The organism is Thermoactinomyces sp. CICC 10735, from assembly GCF_016055175.1.
Classification (GTDB): Bacteria; Bacillota; Bacilli; order Thermoactinomycetales; family Thermoactinomycetaceae; genus Thermoactinomyces; species Thermoactinomyces vulgaris.
On sequence record NZ_JAECVT010000002.1, the window covers coordinates 357021 to 377272 of the forward strand.

19 protein-coding genes are annotated in these 20252 nt (G+C 44.1%); 12 read left to right on the plus strand and 7 right to left on the minus strand.

What is annotated here, in order from left to right; genetic code table 11:
* Positions 1-171 precede the first annotated feature (171 nt).
* A complete protein-coding gene (locus I8U23_RS05005) occupies positions 172-579 on the plus strand; it encodes a hypothetical protein (protein ID WP_138614906.1) in 408 nt (135 codons plus the stop codon).
* Between the two features lie 52 nt (positions 580-631).
* Here the strand turns inward: I8U23_RS05005 and cydC are convergent, their stop codons facing one another.
* From cydC to I8U23_RS05025, 4 genes are read right to left on the minus strand one after another with little or no spacing between them, the layout of a single operon-like run.
* Complete coding sequence (gene cydC, locus I8U23_RS05010) at positions 632-2401, minus strand: thiol reductant ABC exporter subunit CydC (RefSeq protein WP_198050797.1); 1770 nt, start codon at positions 2399-2401, stop codon at positions 632-634.
* Entirely contained in the window at positions 2398-4122 is a 1725-nt protein-coding gene (gene cydD, locus I8U23_RS05015; protein ID WP_198050798.1) for a thiol reductant ABC exporter subunit CydD, read from the minus strand. Before cydD ends, cydC begins: the two co-directional genes overlap by 4 nt.
* Positions 4122-5138, minus strand: a complete 1017-nt coding sequence (cydB, locus tag I8U23_RS05020) for a cytochrome d ubiquinol oxidase subunit II (protein ID WP_037994635.1) — start codon at positions 5136-5138, stop codon at positions 4122-4124. The genes cydD and cydB overlap by 1 nt, the downstream gene beginning before the upstream one ends.
* Positions 5122-6531 (minus strand): cytochrome ubiquinol oxidase subunit I, encoded by a 1410-nt coding sequence (locus tag I8U23_RS05025; protein WP_198050799.1) that lies wholly within the window; start codon positions 6529-6531, stop codon positions 5122-5124. Before I8U23_RS05025 ends, cydB begins: the two co-directional genes overlap by 17 nt.
* A gap of 426 nt (positions 6532-6957) precedes the next feature.
* Here I8U23_RS05025 and I8U23_RS05030 point away from each other — a divergent pair, with 426 nt between their 5' ends.
* On the plus strand, positions 6958-7623 hold the full coding sequence (locus I8U23_RS05030; protein ID WP_156097720.1) for a hypothetical protein: 666 nt from the start codon (positions 6958-6960) through the stop codon (positions 7621-7623).
* Here I8U23_RS05030 and I8U23_RS05035 read toward each other — a convergent pair.
* Positions 7615-8319, minus strand: a complete 705-nt coding sequence (locus I8U23_RS05035; RefSeq protein WP_198050800.1) for a YdcF family protein — start codon at positions 8317-8319, stop codon at positions 7615-7617. The two genes, I8U23_RS05030 and I8U23_RS05035, sit on opposite strands and share 9 nt — an antisense overlap.
* 201 nt (positions 8320-8520) lie before the next feature.
* Between I8U23_RS05035 and I8U23_RS05040 the strand changes: the two genes are divergently transcribed.
* The 4 genes from I8U23_RS05040 (at position 8521) to I8U23_RS05055 (ending at position 11315) form a co-directional block, all read left to right on the plus strand.
* On the plus strand, positions 8521-8793 hold the full coding sequence (locus tag I8U23_RS05040) for an AbrB/MazE/SpoVT family DNA-binding domain-containing protein (protein ID WP_037994644.1): 273 nt from the start codon (positions 8521-8523) through the stop codon (positions 8791-8793).
* Entirely contained in the window at positions 8793-9122 is a 330-nt protein-coding gene (locus I8U23_RS05045) for a type II toxin-antitoxin system PemK/MazF family toxin (RefSeq protein WP_198050801.1), read from the plus strand. The genes I8U23_RS05040 and I8U23_RS05045 overlap by 1 nt, the downstream gene beginning before the upstream one ends.
* 220 nt (positions 9123-9342) lie before the next feature.
* On the plus strand, positions 9343-9516 hold the full coding sequence (locus tag I8U23_RS05050; RefSeq protein ID WP_198050802.1) for a hypothetical protein: 174 nt from the start codon (positions 9343-9345) through the stop codon (positions 9514-9516).
* A 56-nt stretch (positions 9517-9572) separates the two neighbouring features.
* Complete coding sequence (locus I8U23_RS05055; protein WP_198050803.1) at positions 9573-11315, plus strand: hypothetical protein; 1743 nt, start codon at positions 9573-9575, stop codon at positions 11313-11315.
* Positions 11316-11600: 285 nt separating this feature from the next.
* Here I8U23_RS05055 and I8U23_RS05060 read toward each other — a convergent pair whose 3' ends face one another.
* Together I8U23_RS05060 and I8U23_RS05065 are read right to left on the minus strand one after the other, a co-directional pair.
* The gene (locus I8U23_RS05060; protein ID WP_049720375.1) at positions 11601-14927 is read right to left on the minus strand and encodes an AAA family ATPase; all 3327 of its coding nucleotides are present in this window, start codon (positions 14925-14927) and stop codon (positions 11601-11603) included.
* 22 nt (positions 14928-14949) lie between these two features.
* Positions 14950-15312, minus strand: coding sequence for a hypothetical protein (locus tag I8U23_RS05065; protein ID WP_037994654.1), 363 nt, complete (start codon positions 15310-15312; stop codon positions 14950-14952).
* A 255-nt stretch (positions 15313-15567) separates the two neighbouring features.
* Between I8U23_RS05065 and I8U23_RS05070 the strand changes: the two genes are divergently transcribed.
* The 6 genes from I8U23_RS05070 to I8U23_RS05095 all read left to right on the plus strand — a co-directional run bounded on the left by I8U23_RS05070 (position 15568) and on the right by I8U23_RS05095 (position 20213).
* A complete protein-coding gene (locus I8U23_RS05070) occupies positions 15568-15792 on the plus strand; it encodes a hypothetical protein (protein ID WP_049720376.1) in 225 nt (74 codons plus the stop codon).
* Positions 15793-16107: 315 nt separating this feature from the next.
* A complete protein-coding gene (locus tag I8U23_RS05075; protein WP_049720377.1) occupies positions 16108-17037 on the plus strand; it encodes a hypothetical protein in 930 nt (309 codons plus the stop codon).
* A 435-nt stretch (positions 17038-17472) separates the two neighbouring features.
* On the plus strand, positions 17473-17946 hold the full coding sequence (locus I8U23_RS05080) for an SMI1/KNR4 family protein (RefSeq protein ID WP_049720378.1): 474 nt from the start codon (positions 17473-17475) through the stop codon (positions 17944-17946).
* A 110-nt stretch (positions 17947-18056) separates the two neighbouring features.
* Positions 18057-18524, plus strand: coding sequence for a signal peptidase I (gene lepB / locus I8U23_RS05085; RefSeq protein WP_198050804.1), 468 nt, complete (start codon positions 18057-18059; stop codon positions 18522-18524).
* Between the two features lie 16 nt (positions 18525-18540).
* Positions 18541-19152 (plus strand): YIP1 family protein, encoded by a 612-nt coding sequence (locus tag I8U23_RS05090; RefSeq protein ID WP_165489733.1) that lies wholly within the window; start codon positions 18541-18543, stop codon positions 19150-19152.
* A 431-nt stretch (positions 19153-19583) separates the two neighbouring features.
* Complete coding sequence (locus I8U23_RS05095) at positions 19584-20213, plus strand: tetratricopeptide repeat protein (RefSeq protein WP_049720381.1); 630 nt, start codon at positions 19584-19586, stop codon at positions 20211-20213.
* Positions 20214-20252 lie beyond the last annotated feature (39 nt).

Consider the following 20252-nt stretch of genomic DNA (forward strand, 5'->3'; position numbering starts at 1 on the left):
GGAAACCGATTTGGAGCCAAAGCATCATGTTGTGCGGACCGCCGCGCCCGACCGGACGGTTGATCGGCTGCATCAAAATCTTTTTGGTCTTGCGATAAATCTCACAAACCCATCGGCCTTTCCATGATAGAATAAAATGTTCACCATCACTCAAAGAAAGGAGAAGCATTCTTGAACCGGATCATGCTGTTTCTTCATCTCTTGGGAGCCGTCGGCATGGGCTTCTATTTGTTATTGCCCTTCTTCTTGCGCAAAACGTGGTTACAAAACCGGGAGGTTCTGCAAGTTTATTACTGGATGAACTTCACCGTCCAATGGATTTTGGTCGCTCAATTCGTCACGGGCCTCATCATGTATCTTCAAGGAAATTATCCGGTATTGTGGATCATCCTTGTGGCGGTTGTATTTACCGGTGTGGGCGCATTTGGCGGGATGTTCGGATATTATTGCCGGAAAGCTCCCCCGTCCTTTGAAGAGGACCGGACCGGCTGGCTGAAAAAAGTGCGCTTTCATGCCATCCTGACCTCGATTTGCATGTATCTGATCCTTGTGTTGATGAAATTCCCATATGGTTGGTAAGAAAACAGCCTCCTTTGCTCCGGGCTTAAACCTGGGACAAAGGAGGCTTTCTTCATCGTCCGGATCCACTGGCTTCTTCCGGCATCACCGGACGATCCAAGTGATATAAACGGCGGTAACGTGGCAAACAGGCAAGCAGTTCTTCATGCGGACCGATCATTTCAATCCTTCCGTTTTCAATAAAGACCACCTCATCCATTTTTTCCACTCCCGTCAAATGGTGTGTAATCCAGATCAGGGTTTTTCCGGCGGCAACCTGAAAAATCGTCGCAAGCAAATCCCGTTCCGTCCGGGGATCCAGTCCCACCGTCGGCTCATCCAAAACCATCACGGGCGTGTTTTGCAGCAATATCCGGGCCAATGCAATCCGTTGCCGTTCCCCGCCAGAAAATCGCTCTCCCGTTTCCATCATCGGGGTGTCATACCCCAGGGGCAGGGATTCGATCAGTGCATCCAGTCGGACTTGCCGGGCCACCCGGCGGACTTCTTCATCGGTCGCATCCGGTTTGCCCAGCCGGATATTATTGGCTACGGTGGTGTCAAACAAATGCGGCCGCTGGTTTAACACGGAAATCACTTTTGAAATTTCCCCGCCGAACCGGACGGCATCCACCCCGTTGATGGTCACCTGTCCGCGTTCGGGAGCCAACATGCCCCGGATCAGTTTGATGAGGGTCGACTTTCCGGCTCCGCTCCGTCCGATCAATGCCACTTTCTTCCCGTGGGGAATATCCAGGGAAATGTTGTCCATGCTCCATTCATCAGCACCTTCATACCGATGGGACACCTTTTTCAACCGGATATCCGCTTTTTGTTTCGCCTTTTGCAACTCTTCTTCCGCAACTTCCGGTTCGGATGGCGGAACGAAACCCGATCTGCCGAAACGATGTATCCTGTTCAGCGAATGGCGGTATTGCGGAATTTTTTCCACGGCTTCGGACACCGGAAGAAACACATCCGTCAACGGAAAGACAATCAACGTAAACGCGGCAATCATGGGGGCGGCAAGTTGGCCGTTTTGTGCGTGGCCACCGGCCCAGGAAACCATGAAGATCACCAGGACTCCGAGCATGATTTGTCCGACCAGCGTTCTCCACTGCTTCCAGCGCTTTAACCTTCTCTCCTCAACAGCCAACCGGTCTTCATCCGCCTCATGCGACGCAATCAATTCTGCCGACCGCCCGCTGATCACCCAATCCGAAAGCCCCATGACCGCATCCGTCCACTCCCGGTACAAACGGTTCCGGTTTTTCCTCATGCGGCGCTGCCTCACCTGTGTCACCCAAAGCGAGACAAGCGGCAAAAGAACCACCAGGAAAAACAGATACAAAGCCATCCAAAGGGCAAACGAAAGGTCAAACGTTCCCAAAGCCACAACGGCCAACCCGTAAATCACCAGCGCGGTCACCGCCGGGAAAATCGTCCTCACATACACATCCTGCAATTGTTCGATGTCATCGGCAAGCGTCCCCAACATATCCCCTGTCCGGTAACGGGAGCGAAGGAAAAGTGCCTGCGGTTCCAAGATCCGGTACAGACAGACACGCATCTTGGCCAGAATGCGCAACACCATATCATGGCTGATCAACCGCTCCGCATAATGGAGCACCGCACGCCCGATCCCAAACGTCCGAACCAGAACGATCGGCACATAAACCATGAGAATGTTTTCCGGACGAAGCGCCGATTTGGAAATCAAAAAACCGGAAGTAAACATCAAGGCCGCCGCACAACCGGCCGTCAAAATCCCCAATCCAATGACCAGCAAAAACCGCAGACGGTGAGACCGGAGATAAGCGAAAATCCATTGTTCCTTTTTCATGCCAACCCTTCCCTTTGCGCTTGAAACAACTGATAATACAAGCTTTTTTGCGCCAGCAGCTCCTCATGGGTTCCGGTTTCAACCACTTTCCCCTTGTCCAGCACCAACACCACATCCATGTGCGGCATCCAGTGCAGCCGGTGCGTGGCCAGGAAGACGAGTTTGTTTTCAACCAAACGAAGCATCGTTTCTTTCAGTTCATACTCGGTCTCCACGTCCAAATGTGCCGTCGGTTCATCCAACAGCACAACGGGGCGGTCGTTTAAAAAAGCCCGGGCCAATGCCACCCGCTGTTCCTGGCCGCCGCTTAACGATCTGCCGCCGTTTCCGACGATTTGATCCAATCCGCCGGGCAATGTTTGAATCAGTTTCGTGAGGCCGGCGGACGCTGCCGCTTTTTCCACTTCTTCCCGGGTGGCGTCCGGCTTGTAAAACCGGATGTTGTCTTCCAAAGAGGCACTGAACAAATACGGATGTTGCGGGATGTACGTCGTTTGCCCGCGCCATCTTTCTTCCATCAAAGACGAGAGCTTTATTCCGTTGATGCAAACCGAACCGGACTCCGGCCGCTTAAAGCCGGCCAGCACATCGATCAATGTCGATTTGCCGGCTCCGCTCTCCCCGACGATCCCCACCTTTTGAAATCCTCGGATCTCAAACGACACCTTTTCCAAAGAAGCCGATCCTTTTTCTTCATGGCGAACCACAAGCGAAGTGAGCGACAAGAAGCTGTCTTTGTCCCAGACAAACGAAGCGGGAAGCTTGGCAGTGACGGGTTCTTCTTTTTGTCCGATGATCCCGAAAATCGCTTCCCCTGCTTCTTTTCCGTCCAATGTGGCGTGGTAATCCGCTCCCACCATCCGGACCGGCAAGAAATACTCCGGCGCCAACATCAGAATGGCCAGTGCCGTCGCCAGCGACATGTGTCCTTTGATCAGTTCAAGTCCCAGATGCACCGCCACCGAGGCCACGGAAAGCATGGTGAAAAACTCCAACGCAAACGAGGACAAAAAAGCAACGCGCAAGGTGCGCATGGTCGCTTCCCGGTACCGGTTGCTCACCCTTTCCATCGTGTGGCCGTGTGCCCGGCTCCGCCCGAGGAATTTCAACGTTTCCAGTCCGCGCAGCGAATCGACAAAATGATTGGATAAAACCCGAAACGAGGCCATCTGTTTTTCCGTATGCTTTTGCGCCGCCATACCGACAAGAATCAAAAACACGATTAAAACGGGCAGGGTCACCGTTAAAATCAGACCGGAGGTCACATCCAGCGTATACACATAAACCAACAGGAGGGCCGGTGTCACGGCGACGGAAATCATGCGGGGGAAAAACAGTTCCAAATACGTGCGAAATTGCGTGACACCTTCCAACACCAGCGTCACCAAGTTCCCCGTCCCTTCCCGTTTGGCAAAGCGCGGCCCGTTTTGCACCAGCTTTTTCAGGAGTTGTTTTCTCTCCCCGGCTCCCGTCCGCTCCGCAAAACGGAAGGCCGATTGATCCATCAGAAACTGCATCCCGTGGCGCAGAAGGAAAAACACCAAAAACAGTCCCATTAAAACAGCTTGCTCAGCCGGCGGCTCCCCGGCAAACAAAGCCGAAACCACACCGGAGAGCCACTTCGCCGCCATGATGATCGCGACACTTTGAATGACTGTCATGATGAAAAGCTTCAAGAGGAAGCCCTTCACCCCTTGAAGCTTCAACCAATTGCGGTTCATCAATATTCCAAGTGCTCCTTTTCAGACAATCTTTTGCGGAAAATGTAGTAGTTCCAAATTTGGTATCCCAACACAAAAGGCAACAGCGTCAAAGCCACGATCGTCATCACTTTCAGCGAATACGGTCCGGAAGCCGCATTATAAACCGTCAGGTTATAGGCACTGTCAATGGAACTGATCATCACGCGGGGGAACATGCCCGTAAAGACCGAGGCAATCGCGAGGGTGATCACCGTGCCCATCATGCCGAAAGCCCAGCCGTCTTTTTTCTTTGAAATCATCGCTCCGGCCACCAGGAAAGCCGCCGTCCCTAACAGGAACGTCACGGTCAGAATGTCCCCGCGCACGTTAAACAAATCGGTTTTTAAGCAGGTCATGCCCCCAAACGCCACCAGCAACATGGCCAGCGGAACCAACAGGCGTTTGGCCAGTTTCCGCGCCCGGTCCCGCAAATCCCCCGTCGTCTTCAGCGTGGCAAACAGGAGACCGTGCACAAGGCATAAAACGGTAACCGTCACGCCGCCGGTCACGGTGTACAAGTTAACCATGTCAAACAGCCCGGCATTCAGTTCCATCTGATGATCCACGGGCAACCCTTGGATCAAACCAGCAAACAAAACCCCGAACAAAAACGGAGGCAACAAACTTCCCCAAAAAATCACTTCATCCCAGGTTTTTTTCCACTTTTCGCTGTTCACTTTCCCGCGGAATTCAAAGGAAACGCCCCGGCCGATCAAAGCCAGCAGGACGATCACCAGCGGCAAATAATATCCGCTGAACAGCGTGGCATACCAGTGCGGAAATGCGGCAAACATCGCACCGCCGGCAGTCAGGAGCCACACCTCATTCGCATCCCAGAACGGGCCGATGGCATTGATCAAAACCCTCCGCTCCCCGTCCGTTCTGGCCAGAAACTTCGTCGACATCCCGATCCCAAAGTCAAATCCCTCCAAAAAGAAGAACCCGACAAAGAGCACGGCCACCAACACAAACCACAATTCATTGAGATACAGCATGGCGTTGTCCCCCCATTTCAAACGGGTCTTCCGACTGGGCTTCCTCTTCAACGGCTACATGCGGCCCTTTTTTAATGACCCGGACAAACAAGTAAGCCATCACAATCGCCAGGATCGTGTAAATCGCCGTGAAAGCGATGAGCGAAAACAGCACTTCCCCTGCCGTCACACCCGGCGAAACACTGTCTGCGGTAGTCATGTGCCCGAAAACCGTCCACGGCTGGCGGCCGATCTCGGTCATGATCCATCCCGAAGCATTGGCGATATGCGGAAGAGAAATGGCGAAGACCATGATGCGGTAAAACCACGGTTTCACATCCGGCAGTTTTTTGCGCAAGGCCTGGTAAGTTCCGTACATTCCCAACAGGATCATCGCCACGCCGGCCCCAACCATGATCCGGAAGCTCCAGAACGTGGTTCTTACCGGCGGAATATAATCTCCCGCTCCATATGTCTGCTCATATTTTTGTTGCAGTTCCTTCATGCCCTCCACCGATCCGGAAAACTTGCTGTAGGTCAAATAGCTGAGCATGTACGGAATTTTAATTTCATATTTATTCTCCATCGTTTCCGGATTGATGACGGCAAAAACCGTCCACGGCGCAGGATCCTCACTGGTCTCCCATAACCCTTCACTGGCCGCCATTTTCATGGGCTGGGTATGCATCAGGTACTGCGCTTGCTGATGTCCGAATATTGCCACCAGGAAAGATGAGATGAGTGCAACGACAATTCCGATGTGGAAAGATTTTTTAAAGAATGGGACATCTTGTTTTTTAAGCAGCTTGTAAGCACTGACCCCGGTCACCAAAAACGCCCCGGTCGCCAACGCCCCGAGCACCGTGTGCGGGAACTCCACCCACAATTGCCCGTTTGTAATGAGGGCGAGAAAATCGTTCATTTCCGCGCGGCCTTGATTGATGGTAAATCCGACCGGATGTTGCATGAACGAATTGGCCGCCAAAATCCAAAACGCCGACAGTGTCGTCCCGATAAACACCAGCCAGATGCAAGCCAAATGCAATTTTTTCGACAACCGGTCCCAACCAAAAATCCAAAGCCCGATAAACGTCGACTCCATAAAGAAAGCCAACAACGCTTCAATGGCAAGTGGCGCACCAAACACATCCCCGACAAACCGGGAGTAATCCGACCAGTTCATCCCAAACTGAAACTCTTGGATGATCCCGGTCACCACACCGACGGCAAAGTTGATCAAAAACAGCTTTCCCCAAAACTTTGCCATGTTTTTGTACTCTTCTTTGCCTTTGACAACGTACATCGTCTCCATCACAGCAATCAAAAACACCAAGCCAATGGACAAAGGCACAAAGATAAAGTGATAAATCGTCGTCACGGCAAATTGAATTCGTGACAAAGTGAGCAAATTCATTTGCTTCTCTCCACCTTTCCCGCCAATTTGCCAATCACGTTGGCTTTAATCCTTCTCACCTTTATTATGGCATGAAGCGCTGCCAATTTTTGCGGGCGAGTATGGCTTTTTTGTGAAAAAAATCACATAATCACCCAAAGAATAAATCCCTTTTTCCACCCCGGAATTCAAGTGAATATCCTGATTTGAAATCATACATCCCCCATAATCCTTTTCCGGAAGAAAACGCACAAGAATGATCATTCATTAACAAAATGAAATATCGGGAAAGCGAAACAACCGCTGGTGTTATTTTCATTCTATTAATTCGAAAAATGATTTATATTTAAAATATAATAATAGAGCTGAACCGGTTGTTTGGTCCTTTCTCTTTTTTCCTTCCCCTTAATCACCTTAATGACGATGGAAAAAACTTGGAATTCAAAAATGAACCAACGCTACAAAATCGTCGCTGATTATCATTTACAACTGACCCTTAATCCTTTTGACGATCCCTGGCACACCGGCACGCCTCATTTTAAATATGGCAGAAACCAAGTGGAATTGAAAATCAAGCCGCAAAAAGAGATCAAAAAATCCGTGTTCACAGGCGATGTCGAGGTTTACTTGAATGGAAAACGGTTAGATACATTTAAAAATCGAATGCTGGAGAGCGTCACCAATCATGAAAATGAACCTCCCGAATTCCTCCCCCCCTCAGCTGACGACGTTTCTGTCTTCGCCGTCACCGATTCCAAAACAAAGGAAAGTCATGTCTTCATTTTGGCAGAGATCTCTGACTATGAAATAAGGAATGAAAATGAATTGCATTACAAATATTACCGTGACGGGATGAAGGAAATGTTAACGTTTCGTTTATGGAAGGTTCGTGAAGACGGTACCTGTACAAAAGAAGAGTTCGGATATAAAGGTGGGAGGACCGATCTTCAAACTTTTCTGGTTCAATATGCAGGGCATCCGGTCGGCCGGTATACCGATTTGTTATTTGCATGGCCATCTTTCATTTTTCCAATCCTTTATCCTTATGCTACAGGATTAATCGGCTTGATTCTCATTTTCTTTGGTGTGCGAACAAAGCCGTCTTTACATTAGATCTCCTTTTTCTTTATACAATTTGATTCTTTGCACTTCTCCCCTCACCAGTTTTCGATGTTCTTTTGACAGGAACCAGGTGAAAGGCCGCCATTCCCCTGTATCCGCATAATAATTGGTGATTTTTATCCCGTGCGGTTGAAAGACTTTGGCAAACGTCAAATAAGCGCGCAATTGATGAAAGGGCGACGTCACCAGAATGATATGGGATAAACCATGCTCTTTAAGCAGATCCAGCACATACTCCGCATTTTCACGCGTATGGAGGGACTCATCTTCGACGAGAACCGCACGGGAAGGAACCCCCATGGACAAAGCTTTTCGTCGCATATATCCGGCTCCGAGACGGGTATCCCAAGTGGCGGCGGCTCTTTTAACGTCTTTTTCTTCAATCCGTCCGCACCGTGCAGCCTCCCGCAATGTTTCCAGAGAGATCAACCGGGGTTTCCCCGTTCCATTCACCTTGGCACTGAACTTTCCGCTGCAAATGATCCGGGGAGCCCATCCTTCACGATATAACCGCACGGCCGTCGCAATTTTGCCGTCCAAAAACCGGATGTTTCCCCGGGTGCCGGCAAGCACGACAATGGCATCTGCTTTTTGCAAACGGTCTCTCAACGCAAAACGTTTTCCCCGCAGGCAGAAAACAAACCAAGTGGCAAACAACATCAGGACAAGAATAATAAACACCGTCATTTTTCTCTCCCCCGCTGATCAAACCTCAGCTGAATTCTTCCTCTCTTTTTGATTTCGTCCCTCCCATTTCCTCCTTTTTGCCCCGGATATTTTGGATGGATTTTAAAGCCGGTTTTCCCGTTTGCCATTCTGAAAGATAAATGCATAATCCAACCGCATTGTAGATACAATGTGTATACAAGGCATCCCGGAGGTGATAAAATGAAAGAGGAGGAAAATCAAGGAGGAATCATGAAGATGACGACACAAGTCCGTAAATGGGGAAACAGCCTGGCCATTCGGATCCCCAGCCATATTGCCGAGATGTTGTCCATCAAGCAAGGCTCCGAATTGGAAATGAAAGTGGAAAACCAAGAGATCAAATTGGTTCCAAAGAAGAAAAAGCCCACATTGGATGAACTTCTGGCCAAAGTCACACCGGAAAACCGCCACGAGGAAATTCAGCTTGGAACCGAAGGGAATGAGCTGATTTAATGGCTGTACCGGATCGCGGGGATCTTGTTTATGTCAGTTTCCATCCACAAGCCGGGCATGAACAGGCCGGAAGACGCCCCGCCATTGTCTTATCCCCCCAATCATTCAACGCAGTGACCAAATTCGCTGTGGTCTGCCCCATCACCCGCAAAGAAAAAGGCTACCCATTTGAAGTGAAATTGCCCGACGGTCTGCCCATTCAAGGCGTCATTCTGGCGGACCAAGTCAAAAACCTGGATTGGCGGGCACGGCAATTTACGATCAAAGGTCGGGCACCCGAAAACGTGGTTAATGATTGCATTGAATTAATCCATACTTTTTTGTCATAAACGGCAAGAAAGCCTGTTCTTTTTCTCTCAAGCCAATTTAACAAATGAAATTATCGCGAGACGATCTCAAGGATGGTCTCTTATTTTTTGTCTAATGCTCCCCCGGGAAGTTCACAACAACCGGTTCCCCTCTGCTGCAAGCAGGAAAAGAACATGACGGAACGAATATTATTTCCAATAAAACAACATTCTCTTTTAAATATAAAAGGAGATGACGCTGATGAAAAAGAATTTTGGTTGGAATGTCAAAGCAAAACCACTGCCCAAACAGAATTATTTCACCCGGTCGGATTTAAACCCGCGGGGATGGGTAAATACCAAAAAGGGCGAAAATTTGACCGGATGGACCAATCATGAGAACTGGAATGGGTCTCCTTGGTTAAAGGAACGGTAATTCTTTGATATGGTAATAGAGGGAAGAATATTTATACATATGAGGTGATCTTTGATATGCCCTCTGTAACCAGTATGAGAAATGCGATGTTATGGGAGAATGAGACATGGCAACGGAAACACACAAAGGAAATCGCCGCGCTCCGGGAACGGGACCCTTCCCGCTTTGCCAAAATGAAGGGCGACTTTTACTGTTTCGGTTGCTGGAAGCGCTACGTCCAAGAGCATGAAACGCCGCCTTCGCGTTCTGAGCTTCCCAAAGTGAGCCATTATCACTTTAAAAAAAGCAAAGAACATCATTTCCGGCTTCGCCCCAATCAAAAACACATCCCCGGATGCGTTTTCCGGGACGCCGGCTATATTCGCGAAGTGGCCCAAAGGCACGGATTAACCGTTCTCCATGATCAAGTCCTCTGTATGCCGGACTTGGAAAAAAGCCTGCGTTTGGCCGCACCAACCCGTTCCCAAGAATCCAAACCGGCTTCCGGCAAGAAACGCCCGGAACAATCTTTTCTGTTTCAAGAGCTGTTTGACGGAATGCAGGAAGATTGGGTTCACCAACGGGTGCAGGTGGACGGAAAAACCACCGATTTGGGGCAAATGTTGTACTCTCATGAATCAGCACACCAAGCAGCCGGCTCCTATGCCATCATCACCGGTGTGGTGCAAAATCTCTCTTTGAACCGGTACCACGGCGTGGAACTGACCTTGGGACCTGATGAGAAATTGAAAATCACGGTTTCCCCGGGACACCTTTATGACCGGGATTTCCTCTCCCCGCTTTTGGGAAGAAAAATCGCGATCTACGGCAAGGTGACACAAACAGAAGATCAGCCTCCCGGGATGGAACTGATCTCCATAGAGAAACAACTGGCTTTTTTGGATCTGGATGAAAAACCTTTTCCCGCGTTTGATCCACCAAAGGTCAAAGATCAACGCTTGCACGACACCATCCATCAGGTTTTGGCCCGTTACCAAGCCCAACCGCTGGCACCAAAAGAATTTCCTTTCCGTTTTCAAACTGGACTGATTCAGCAACACGAAGAACAACGGGCGCAACTGGAAGAAGAATATGCCCGACTTGAGCGGCAAACCAAAGATTTACATCATCAACATACTGATTTATTGCAACAACAATCTGAATATGAGGAACAGAAAGAGAAATATACACAAGAAAAAAGCGCCAAAGAAGCGGTTGAAAACCAGCTAAAAAAAGAAATCCGGAAACTCAGCGGATTTTTCAAACGCCTGTTTTCCTCCGGCAAGCTGAAACAAAAGCAACAGGAACTCATCGCCGTCCAAACAGAACTCCAATACTTGACGCGCCAAATTTACGAAACCCGATCCAAAATCCAAAAGCTGGCCGATGAACAAAAAAAGATCCATCGGGAGATGGAAACGCTGAAGGCGGAGATGAAAAAAATCCAATCGGAAATGGAATCTGTGAAAAGCTCGCTGGGTTCGTTGCGTCAACATGATGAACTCGCCCGCTCTTGGCAAAAGGTCGCAAATCATGCTGAGCACTCATATCTCTTTTCATCCCATACCCGTGGCTTTCATTTTTGCCTGAACATCTCGCGGGACCAGGATAATGCCCGTTCCGTTCATGTTCAAGCCTTCCTTCAGCCTTACGAAACCGAAGGAACCGAAAAACGGTTGACGCAACCCTTCGCAAAACAAGCAATCCATCTCGAACCGGATCTTCTCAAACCATATGGAAAACTGTTCAATCAATTGAAAGCATGGATTGACAGCCAAACCGAAAACCTTGAGGGCGAAATGGCCACCACCCCCGTATAACCCAAAAAAGCCAGGCTTACTGCCTGGCTTTTTTTCTCTATGAAACATTCCCTCGGGCAATTTGGGGTCACCTTTTTGACAAATCAAGAGACTCAGAATCAACAAATTTCATTATAATTAGCAAATTGAACTTTAGTTATACAATAAGAGTATGTAACCTCATGTGAAATTGAAAATATTTTAGCTGAGGGAGAGTTCATCTACAATTAATAAAATCTACATTAAACATATTTTGCTTCCCTCTTCAATACATAGCTTCATCAAGATACCCCTTTAATTACTCCATTATTTTCTCATATCATCCATCCACTCTGGAACTTTCCAACCGCCCTCCCGTGCTCTCTTCATCCGCTCTTTAATGGACATTCCATCGGGGTCATCGATAATTTTATGACGAACCAACCATCCAATAACCAGATCACGTTCTGGATCAGCTTCGTCAACCAAGTTATACCACCATTCAGTTACTATTGAAAGTTTATTTCCTTTCTCCGCAATAGTTTGATCACATTGATACCAAGATTCTTTATCAGTGTTAGATGCAACTTGATTAAGAATATTATTTATGGTGGCATATAATAACGCTTCTTCTTTTTCTTCTTCACTTTCTAAAGAAAACCTAATCAATTCATCAAATGAGTATTTATCATTTTCCTGAGGAATTTCTTCTCTACGTTTCATATATGCCAGAAGGTTATATGCTAAACCATAATTTTGGCTTTCAGCACATTCCAAAAAATATTTTGATGCCAATAGATAATTATTAGCTTTATAGTAAACGGCCCCAACCCCCATTAAAATTTCTTTTATATTTGGTATTCTTTTTATTTTATTCAACCAAACTTCGAGTTCTTTCCATTGAGTTTTTAAATTTACTCCTTCGTATAACTTACCAGCTAAAGCCAAAATTGCATTTCCTATTCCTTGCTGAGCGGCTCTTCTCAACCACATTTCTCCCTCTTCCAATTCATCCTTATCAATATAATTATCGACGAGATTAACTCCCAATCTTAACATCGCTCTTTGATCACCTTCTTTTGCCGCCTCTCTTAACAATTTTTTTCCTCTTTCTCTATCATTCAAATACTCCCCTTCAAACAAAATTCCTCCATAGATTCGTTTCGCCTGTAAATCTCCTGTTTGTGTCGCTTTAATTAACCACATCTCACCTTCTTTAGAGTTTTGTTTAAATCCATTCCCTGTTAAAAATCTTATCCCTAATGATAACATCGCTTGAACCTCACCATTTTCAGCTGCTTTTCTTAACCATTGTTCCCCTTCCAAGACATCAATTCTTCCAAGATTTCCATCAATCAAGCACACTCCTAATAGATACATAGATTTAATGCAACCCAAATCAATCGCCTGACGCAATAGATTTTCACCATATGTTTTATCAATACCAAAATCTTCATCATTAATTACATGCCACGCTAACTTCCTCATTGCATCCACATTTTCTAAATCAATCGCAAATAGTAAACATTTTTTGCCTACTGTTTTGCTTTCTCCAATAAGACAATCAGATAAATTAAATAATAATTGTGAGCAACCTCTTTCCTTTAACTGTTGTAATAAATCTATTTCGACACCCAACTGTTCGCAATTTTTTTTGTCAGTATAAAAGATGAAAAATTTTTCTATTAATTCCATTTTCTTTTCTGTAACATTTTTTAGTGAAGCTATCCAATCTAATATATTAATAAATACTTCTTCCATATCAATTGGGCTATAGTATTCCTCTCGTACATACTCTGCAAAAACTTTGAACCTCAATTTAACCCAAGTTTTTGACTTTAAACCCTCAATCTGCTCTTCCACTAATTTTAATACTCTAATCAAGCGCGGTTTATTTAAATAAAAACCATGATAGTGCAAGTAGCTCTGGATATCACTAAAATGAAGTGGTGCAACTGGTTCAAACAAAGCCAATAAAGGTAAAAGTTCTTCTAAGATCTCATTATCTTTAGCTGAAATCGAATAGGATTGCCAATTTTCTGCCATCCGATCTAAAAAAACACTTCTACTTTCATAAATTTCAACCTTATCTATTTGAAAGTTACATCTTCTCACTTCTTTAGAAATCGCAGACACCAATAAAGGCCATCCATCACTCGCTTCCATTACTTTATCATTAAATGACCGTTCTTCACTTCCCTCATCAGGTATACCAGTTAATAAAGGTATCTCTTCCCGAGTCAAGTGATTAAGCGTGAATGTTTCTACAGGACGATTTAAACATACCCATTTCTCTACTTGCCCCGGACGTGTAGTCATTAATAAAACTACCCCATCAGGCAATGACTTAGGTAAAAACGAAAGCGTCTCACCATCCTGACTAATTTCATCTAATGCATCTATCAAAACTACAACATGACCAAGTTCTTTAGACAATTGATCTAAAGCTTGGTATAAATAACGACTTAACTTCTCATTGCTTTGAACCAAATTATTTCGTCGGATAGTCATTAATTTTTCAAAATCAAATCCTTTATCTTGTAGTCCAATCTTCTCTTCAATCAGCTTGTGCTCGATTTCTTTCATTTCTCCAACTTCCTTGATTTCTTTAGTCTGTATAGGATGTAGCAATAATGTATTAGCTTGTTCGATTAGAGAGAGAACAATTTCATAAGGCTGATTGGATTGTTTTCCGTAATGCATGATAACTCCAGGTATCCATGGAGCATATTTCTTCACCTCAATTTCCCTGGGCCCAAAACTAGTATACATAGAAGCAAATTGTTCTGATAATTTGCTACACAATGCTGTCTTACCTGTCCCCTCATCGCCAACTAACATAAAATAACGACTAAATCCTGTCTTATCGCTTGTCATAATCTCAAATAATTTACCAATAATTTCTTCACGAGCTGCAAATTGTTTTATATGCCGGTTTCGCTCATCTCTAATCGATCCAAGTAATGGGGTTAAATTTGAATTTTCAATAGAATTCAAGATACAGCCTCGTAAGTACTGGGTAAGCTTCTTCTTATAGATGTATACAGGTGTTAATAATGAAACAAGTCCTATTCGTTCCCAATCATTAGGAACTAGATTTGAAATGTTATGCATATGTTTTGATCGAAGAAATGATTGAAAGCAATATTGTCTTTCTAACTTCAAATTAACCAACAATTCACTAAAAGACATTTTTTTCACTTTCGATTTATTAATTGATGTTTTGGAATTGATAACAAAGAAAATTAACCTCAACCATTCCAAGATGATATCGCTCCACTGATAACAGGACATCAAATCAGATCCCTTTTGCTCTAACAACATTGGAATATGTTTTATTTTATGAAAATAAGGATCCTCACCATAACCGGCCACCAACCGATCACAAATCAGTAAGAGTTTATCAATTTTTTTATCCAAATCGAATTTTAATTCCCCTATAACCATACTTTCTTGTATTTTCTGTAAAAACAAATCCCGATGATCTGAAAATAATCTTCTGCCTTGGAAAATTTGATTTGTAACCCCTTTACATTTTATTCCTTTTCTTTCTTCATATCCCATAATCCCGTAAGTTTGCGCATCATCTTGAGTAATATTTAGCTGTCCCTCAAAACTTGATATATTAAAAATACTTTTACTATCGTTATTCACTCATAAATTCTCCTTTCTCTTACTACTTTAATAAGTTCATGAAGGTATCAATTGTACTGTTTAGAAATGAACCTGCCTCAAATAAATTAGAAATATTTTGCAACTTCTCATTAAGAATTGCAACAATCCCCTGATCTACTTTCCCCGTTTCCATTTGGGATTCCACTATTTTAACTAAAGATTTAATTTGTTCTTTGTCCGCATCATTTAATTCCTTTATATCATTAATCTCGCTTAATAGTCGTTCAACCAACTGTTTTACATTATTGATTTGTTCCGTACTAACAGCATTATACATGTTAATATTTTTCGATTTTCCTTGTCCAATATTAATTTGTCCAGTAATACGGTCAAAGTGAAATTGTGAGTTGTTTTGCTCACTCATAATAATCCCCCCTCATTAAAGTTATTATTATCATTATAAATTCAAAAATTAATACGAACAAATAATTTTTTCACTCTGCAAAACCAATCGTGGTTGGAGGTCGAAGTGTTGTATGAAGGATGATATCTCAACCACGGAACTGGAAAATCAACTCGGGGCTGTTTTTCATCCTTCCATCAAAGCATATTTTAACAGCTACTGGTTTGCCGAACTCGACGGATTTATTGAAAATGACTGCATCCACTGGAGCCGGTGTTGCCCCGGATCGAATTGGACAGTTTTGCGTATATGGTAAAAGGTTACAAAGAAAATCACCCCCGATTGCAACACATCCCGTTGGGAATGGAAGGAAACGGCCGGATCGTGGAGGTGGACAACCAACACGGAACCGTCCGGTTGGAAGACTTCGAGCGAAAATCATTTGCGTTTTTAGCCAATGATATCCCTTCTCTCCTTACCCGCTTAAGGCTGCGTAAATAAGAGACTCGTATCATTCAGGCCTGAGGAAAAGCTCAGGCCTTTTTTATTGGTGTTTTCCCTATTTAATCTTTACAGATTTTATTCATGCTTTATATAATTCTATAGAAACAGAATTTTTCATACAGAGGGGACTAATTTTTTATCATCCAAAAATTCCTTCGAGAAAAAGGTCTATCTCAGCAATCCGCAAGGGCGGTTTGTTGATTAAAAATTAAATGCGAGTGGTATAATGCCAAGTTTCATGCCTTTGATGACCGTGTGACACGAAATCATGGTGGAAGGGGGTCCCCTTTGCGATAAAAGGAGAGGTTTTCGTTGAAAAAGTATGTATTCACATCGATTTTGTTGTTTCTGTTCAGCATCGTTGCAGGATTTCTTTTGGGAACCAACTTATGGTTAATCAAAGATCACATTCCAAAAGCTGAGGCCGCCATTGTTGTTTCTCTTTTAAACATTTGCATCACCCTGTTTGCTTTGGTGGCCATGCTTGTCCGGATGCATCATGGAAACCAAAAGGCCGATTCGTTTTCCGCCGGGCCGCAACGGTCCTCAGTCCAAGATCAAATCTTGGAAAAGCGGATGAGATTGTATCAGGAACTCATCATGAAAATAAAAAAGTACCAAAAATACTATTTTGATCTTCTCTCCACTCCCAATTACAGCGAAGAAAAATTTAACGAAAAGAAAAGTTTCCAAAAATATGATGAACTGCACAAATGGTTAAAGCAATTCCATGACCAAAACAAATTGTTTCTCAGTAAAGACATGAGTGACCTGATTTATTACTATCTCATCGCAGCCAATCTTGCCCCGGAGGATGACCATCACTTGTATTCAGCCCATGCGGTTTATCATCAGGCTGTTCAGTTTACGGCCCATCCCCGTACGGTCAAAAAAATACATAAAGCGCATCCATCCTGGTCTCCGGATTATATCAAGAACATCGGGCAGGATCCATTGACATTTGGCCATCTCATCAAGGAGCTGCCGGAGAAATGGATCCAAAAACGATTCAAATCGGACCTTGGCCGGAAACAAAACCGGATCGCTCTTTCCATCCTGCATTTCATCGGACATTTAACCGAATCGGACGGATACAAACTGCAGTCAGATCTGGAATATTTCAAACGGCTGAATCAACTCAGTTTTCATTTGACACAATTGATCAGTAACGAATTGAATCTGGCATCCGTTGAGGAAGAGATCAACATTTTTTCAAAAACCAATCCCATGGTGCCATCCTAGCCAATCGTTCATTGGATCCGAATGGCGGGAAACCATCCGGATCCATAAATTTGCAAGACGCAAGGCAATCTGCGATAAGCCCCAAACCTGGATAAAAAAGAGATTTTCAGTGCGGGGCTTTTGCGGCTTGCAAGTCAGCCTATCTAAAACCTCATCTGATATGCCACAGACTTTGTTCTTCTCAAGAATTTTTTTAATCAATATAACTCCTCACCTCTCAAAATGAACAAATCCTTATATTTCATTCAACTCTCTCCAATCATTTCGAGATAATTTTCATCCTATTTATTATTTGAAAGTTGAGTTTATTTAATAGATGAAGCATTTCATTATTATTCAATATCAAAAAGGAGGTAGCATCGTTGTATTTAGTATGAAAAAAATAATTTATCGATTTTTTATCGGCCTGCTTATTAAAGAAAGGAGATTTAAATATTGATTTCTTGGGCTGAGCAAGAAGAAAAAATCCCCGACGAGCAATTTGCCGAAATTGAGGAAGAAATTGGTGTGAAACTTCCCAAAGACTATATTCATTGGGTGCAACAATATGCTTCCCCGGAAGATGGTAATACGTATCTCCTCGTCGATGGGAAACATTATCATTTTGATGCGTTTTACCCACCAGATTCCATTATTGAAGAATTTGAAGCCCTCTATTTTGGGGAAGAAGAGTTTAAAGAATTCGGGCTTCTCGTGCCATTCGCCTTTGACGGGTCATTAAACCATTACTGTTTTTACTACCGTCCCGGAAACCTGAATCCCTTGATTCTTTGGAAAGATAAAAACGATGCATTGGAAGCTATTTTTGATAAAAATAAATTAAACAATCGTGTTCAGATATTCGGCTCTTCCTTTACAGAGTTTATTAACGCTTTATATCACCCGGCTGAAAATATTGACAGTATGTAAAGACCAGTGTTTCACTGGTCTTTTTTATGGATTAAAGGCAAAGTATTCGTTATAATCTGAATAGAAAATATAATTATTGTTGAAGCCACAGTCTGAAAGGAGGAAATTATGTGGCTTGGTTAAAATCCCGTAAAGGGATTATAGTCATTCTCGCCGTACTTCTTCTCATTATTTTTATCATTTGGAACACCTTTTTTGGATTTTATCAAGGGACAGGAAAGAGTATGGAGCCCGCCATGGCCGAAGGAGAAGTTTATATTGTTAAAAAAAACCCTGACTACATACAAAGAGGAGATATCATCGTCTTCAAAGCCCCTGGTCTGAATCAGATACATACGAAACGAGGGGTTGCTTTTGGAAACGAAATGGTGGAAATCAAGGAAGGCCAACTTTATATCAACGGCGAAAAATTCGAAGAACCTTATCTCTTACATAAAAACAAAAGTGACCATTTCAAACCGGTACATGTCCCGACCGGCCAGTATTTTGTTCTCGGCGATGTCCGTTCCGCAAGCCAAGACAGCCGATATTACGGAGCAATCAAAAAAGACGACATCATCGGTGTCGTAATCCAATAGAAAGGTGATAAAAATGTTGGTTACATTAAAGGAATTTTGGATTCCAATGATCAAGCAGCCTAAGTCAGTCATTCGCCAAGCCATCGCCAATTGCTCAAGTGGAATATTTTTTATTTTGGCTATATTATATGGAATCACCTTGTTTTTGGAACAAGCAATGAACCGGAATGCAGGCGATACGATGGCCGTCCCGACCATTTTGGTCTTATCAGTAATTTTGGGACCAATCATCGGTATTATCTCCTGGTTTTTATACAGTCTTTTGACTTATGCAGGCACTCGCTTGTTTAAAGGAACGGCAACTTTTAAAGAAACATATAAAGCAACCGCTTGGGCAACTGTTCCGTATTCAACAAAACTTGCTTTGTTCATTCCCATGCTCCTCATTTTCAGAGAAGAAAACTTTACAACAGAGACACCGGATATTGATTCCTCATTTTTCTTGATACTGTTGTTTTTTATTGCTTTATTGATCGGATTAATAATGACCATTTATTATTTCATGGTTTACTCAAAAATCATTGGGGAAATTCACGGCATTGGTTCATGGAAAGGATTTGCTTCGATCATTGTGATACCTGTCATTTTGATTTTGTTTTTGATTGTTTTGTCACTAATATTTTTTTAAAACATGAATTAAATTGTTTTAAATATTGAGAATCTTCCTCAATCTTTTTTCATTCTTCTTTCAAAAATTCCTCCATGAATCCAACTTGCAAGACTCCAGTCAAATCCCATCACAGGTGTCTCATATAACTTGGTAATCTTTTGGTAATCTTTTACCAAGTGAATGCAAAGATAATGTAATAGCAGAACCCTCACTCTTTTGGTTTTATTCTTTCGGCCCGGCCGTCCATAGAAGAAACACAAAACTCTTTTTAATATCCCCTGTTTTAATCGCCCTCTCCTCAATTTCATTTTTTCAGTTTATACTTTTCTTATGATTTTGCTTTCCCGGACAAAAACACAACAGCCAAGGGACTCACTGTAAATACATAGGCAAAGCAAAATCTTTTTTCAAAACGGATCCTTGATCCATCACAGGGGGAGTGAGAAACGATGAGTGAACATGAAAACAATCAACAACCCAACGAAAAAAACGCGCAAGTGATTGACCTGAGCAAAAAAAGAGAGCAGTTCGGCGTCGACGAAGGCATCAAATGGTTGCGCCGGGCGGCTCACTCCGGAGACATTTGGTCGATGACCGAGTTGGCTTATCTTATGTTGACCGGCACAAAAGTGGCACAAGATTTGGAAGAAGGCGAAAGATGGCTGAGAAAAGCAGCGGATGCCGGCGACCGGTGGGCCATGATGGAATTGGGTTACCGTTTGTTGGTCGGTGAAGGGCTGGCCAAAGATGCCGAAGAAGGAGAAATGTGGCTCAGAAAGTCAGCGGAAGCCAATTATCCGGTGGCCATGAGAATCTTGGGTTACCGTTTGCTTGAAGGAGACGGATTGGAGAAAAACCCCGAGGAAGGGGAAATGTGGCTGAGAAGAGCCGCAGAAGCCGGGGAATCCGTGGCTATGAGGGTTTTGGGTTACCGTTTGTTGAATGGACAAGGACTGGAGCAAAATATCGAAGAAGGAGAAATCTGGCTGCAAAAAGCGGCCGAATCCGGAGAAGTCATCGCGATGCGTGAATGGGGAAACTATTTGATTCACGGACTCTCCAATCCACCGAAAAATTAAGGGCTTGAACTGCCGGCAGATCTTTCCCGAAACCACAAC

Bases quoted from the DNA above. Each gene is read 5' to 3' on its own strand.
- I8U23_RS05035 (WP_198050800.1), bottom strand. From the start codon at position 8,319: ATGACGGTGTTTATTATTCTTGTCCTGATGTTGTTTGCCACTTGGTTT.
- I8U23_RS05040 (WP_037994644.1), top strand. From the start codon at position 8,521: ATGAAAGAGGAGGAAAATCAAGGAGGAATCATGAAGATGACGACACAA.
- cydD (WP_198050798.1), bottom strand. From the start codon at position 4,122: ATGAACCGCAATTGGTTGAAGCTTCAAGGGGTGAAGGGCTTCCTCTTG.
- I8U23_RS05055 (WP_198050803.1), top strand. From the start codon at position 9,573: ATGCCCTCTGTAACCAGTATGAGAAATGCGATGTTATGGGAGAATGAG.
- I8U23_RS05025 (WP_198050799.1), bottom strand. From the start codon at position 6,531: ATGAATTTGCTCACTTTGTCACGAATTCAATTTGCCGTGACGACGATT.
- cydB (WP_037994635.1), bottom strand. From the start codon at position 5,138: ATGCTGTATCTCAATGAATTGTGGTTTGTGTTGGTGGCCGTGCTCTTT.
- I8U23_RS05050 (WP_198050802.1), top strand. From the start codon at position 9,343: ATGAAAAAGAATTTTGGTTGGAATGTCAAAGCAAAACCACTGCCCAAA.
- I8U23_RS05045 (WP_198050801.1), top strand. From the start codon at position 8,793: ATGGCTGTACCGGATCGCGGGGATCTTGTTTATGTCAGTTTCCATCCA.
- I8U23_RS05030 (WP_156097720.1), top strand. From the start codon at position 6,958: ATGAACCAACGCTACAAAATCGTCGCTGATTATCATTTACAACTGACC.
- cydC (WP_198050797.1), bottom strand. From the start codon at position 2,401: ATGAAAAAGGAACAATGGATTTTCGCTTATCTCCGGTCTCACCGTCTG.
- I8U23_RS05065 (WP_037994654.1), bottom strand. From the start codon at position 15,312: ATGAGTGAGCAAAACAACTCACAATTTCACTTTGACCGTATTACTGGA.
- I8U23_RS05095 (WP_049720381.1), top strand. From the start codon at position 19,584: ATGAGTGAACATGAAAACAATCAACAACCCAACGAAAAAAACGCGCAA.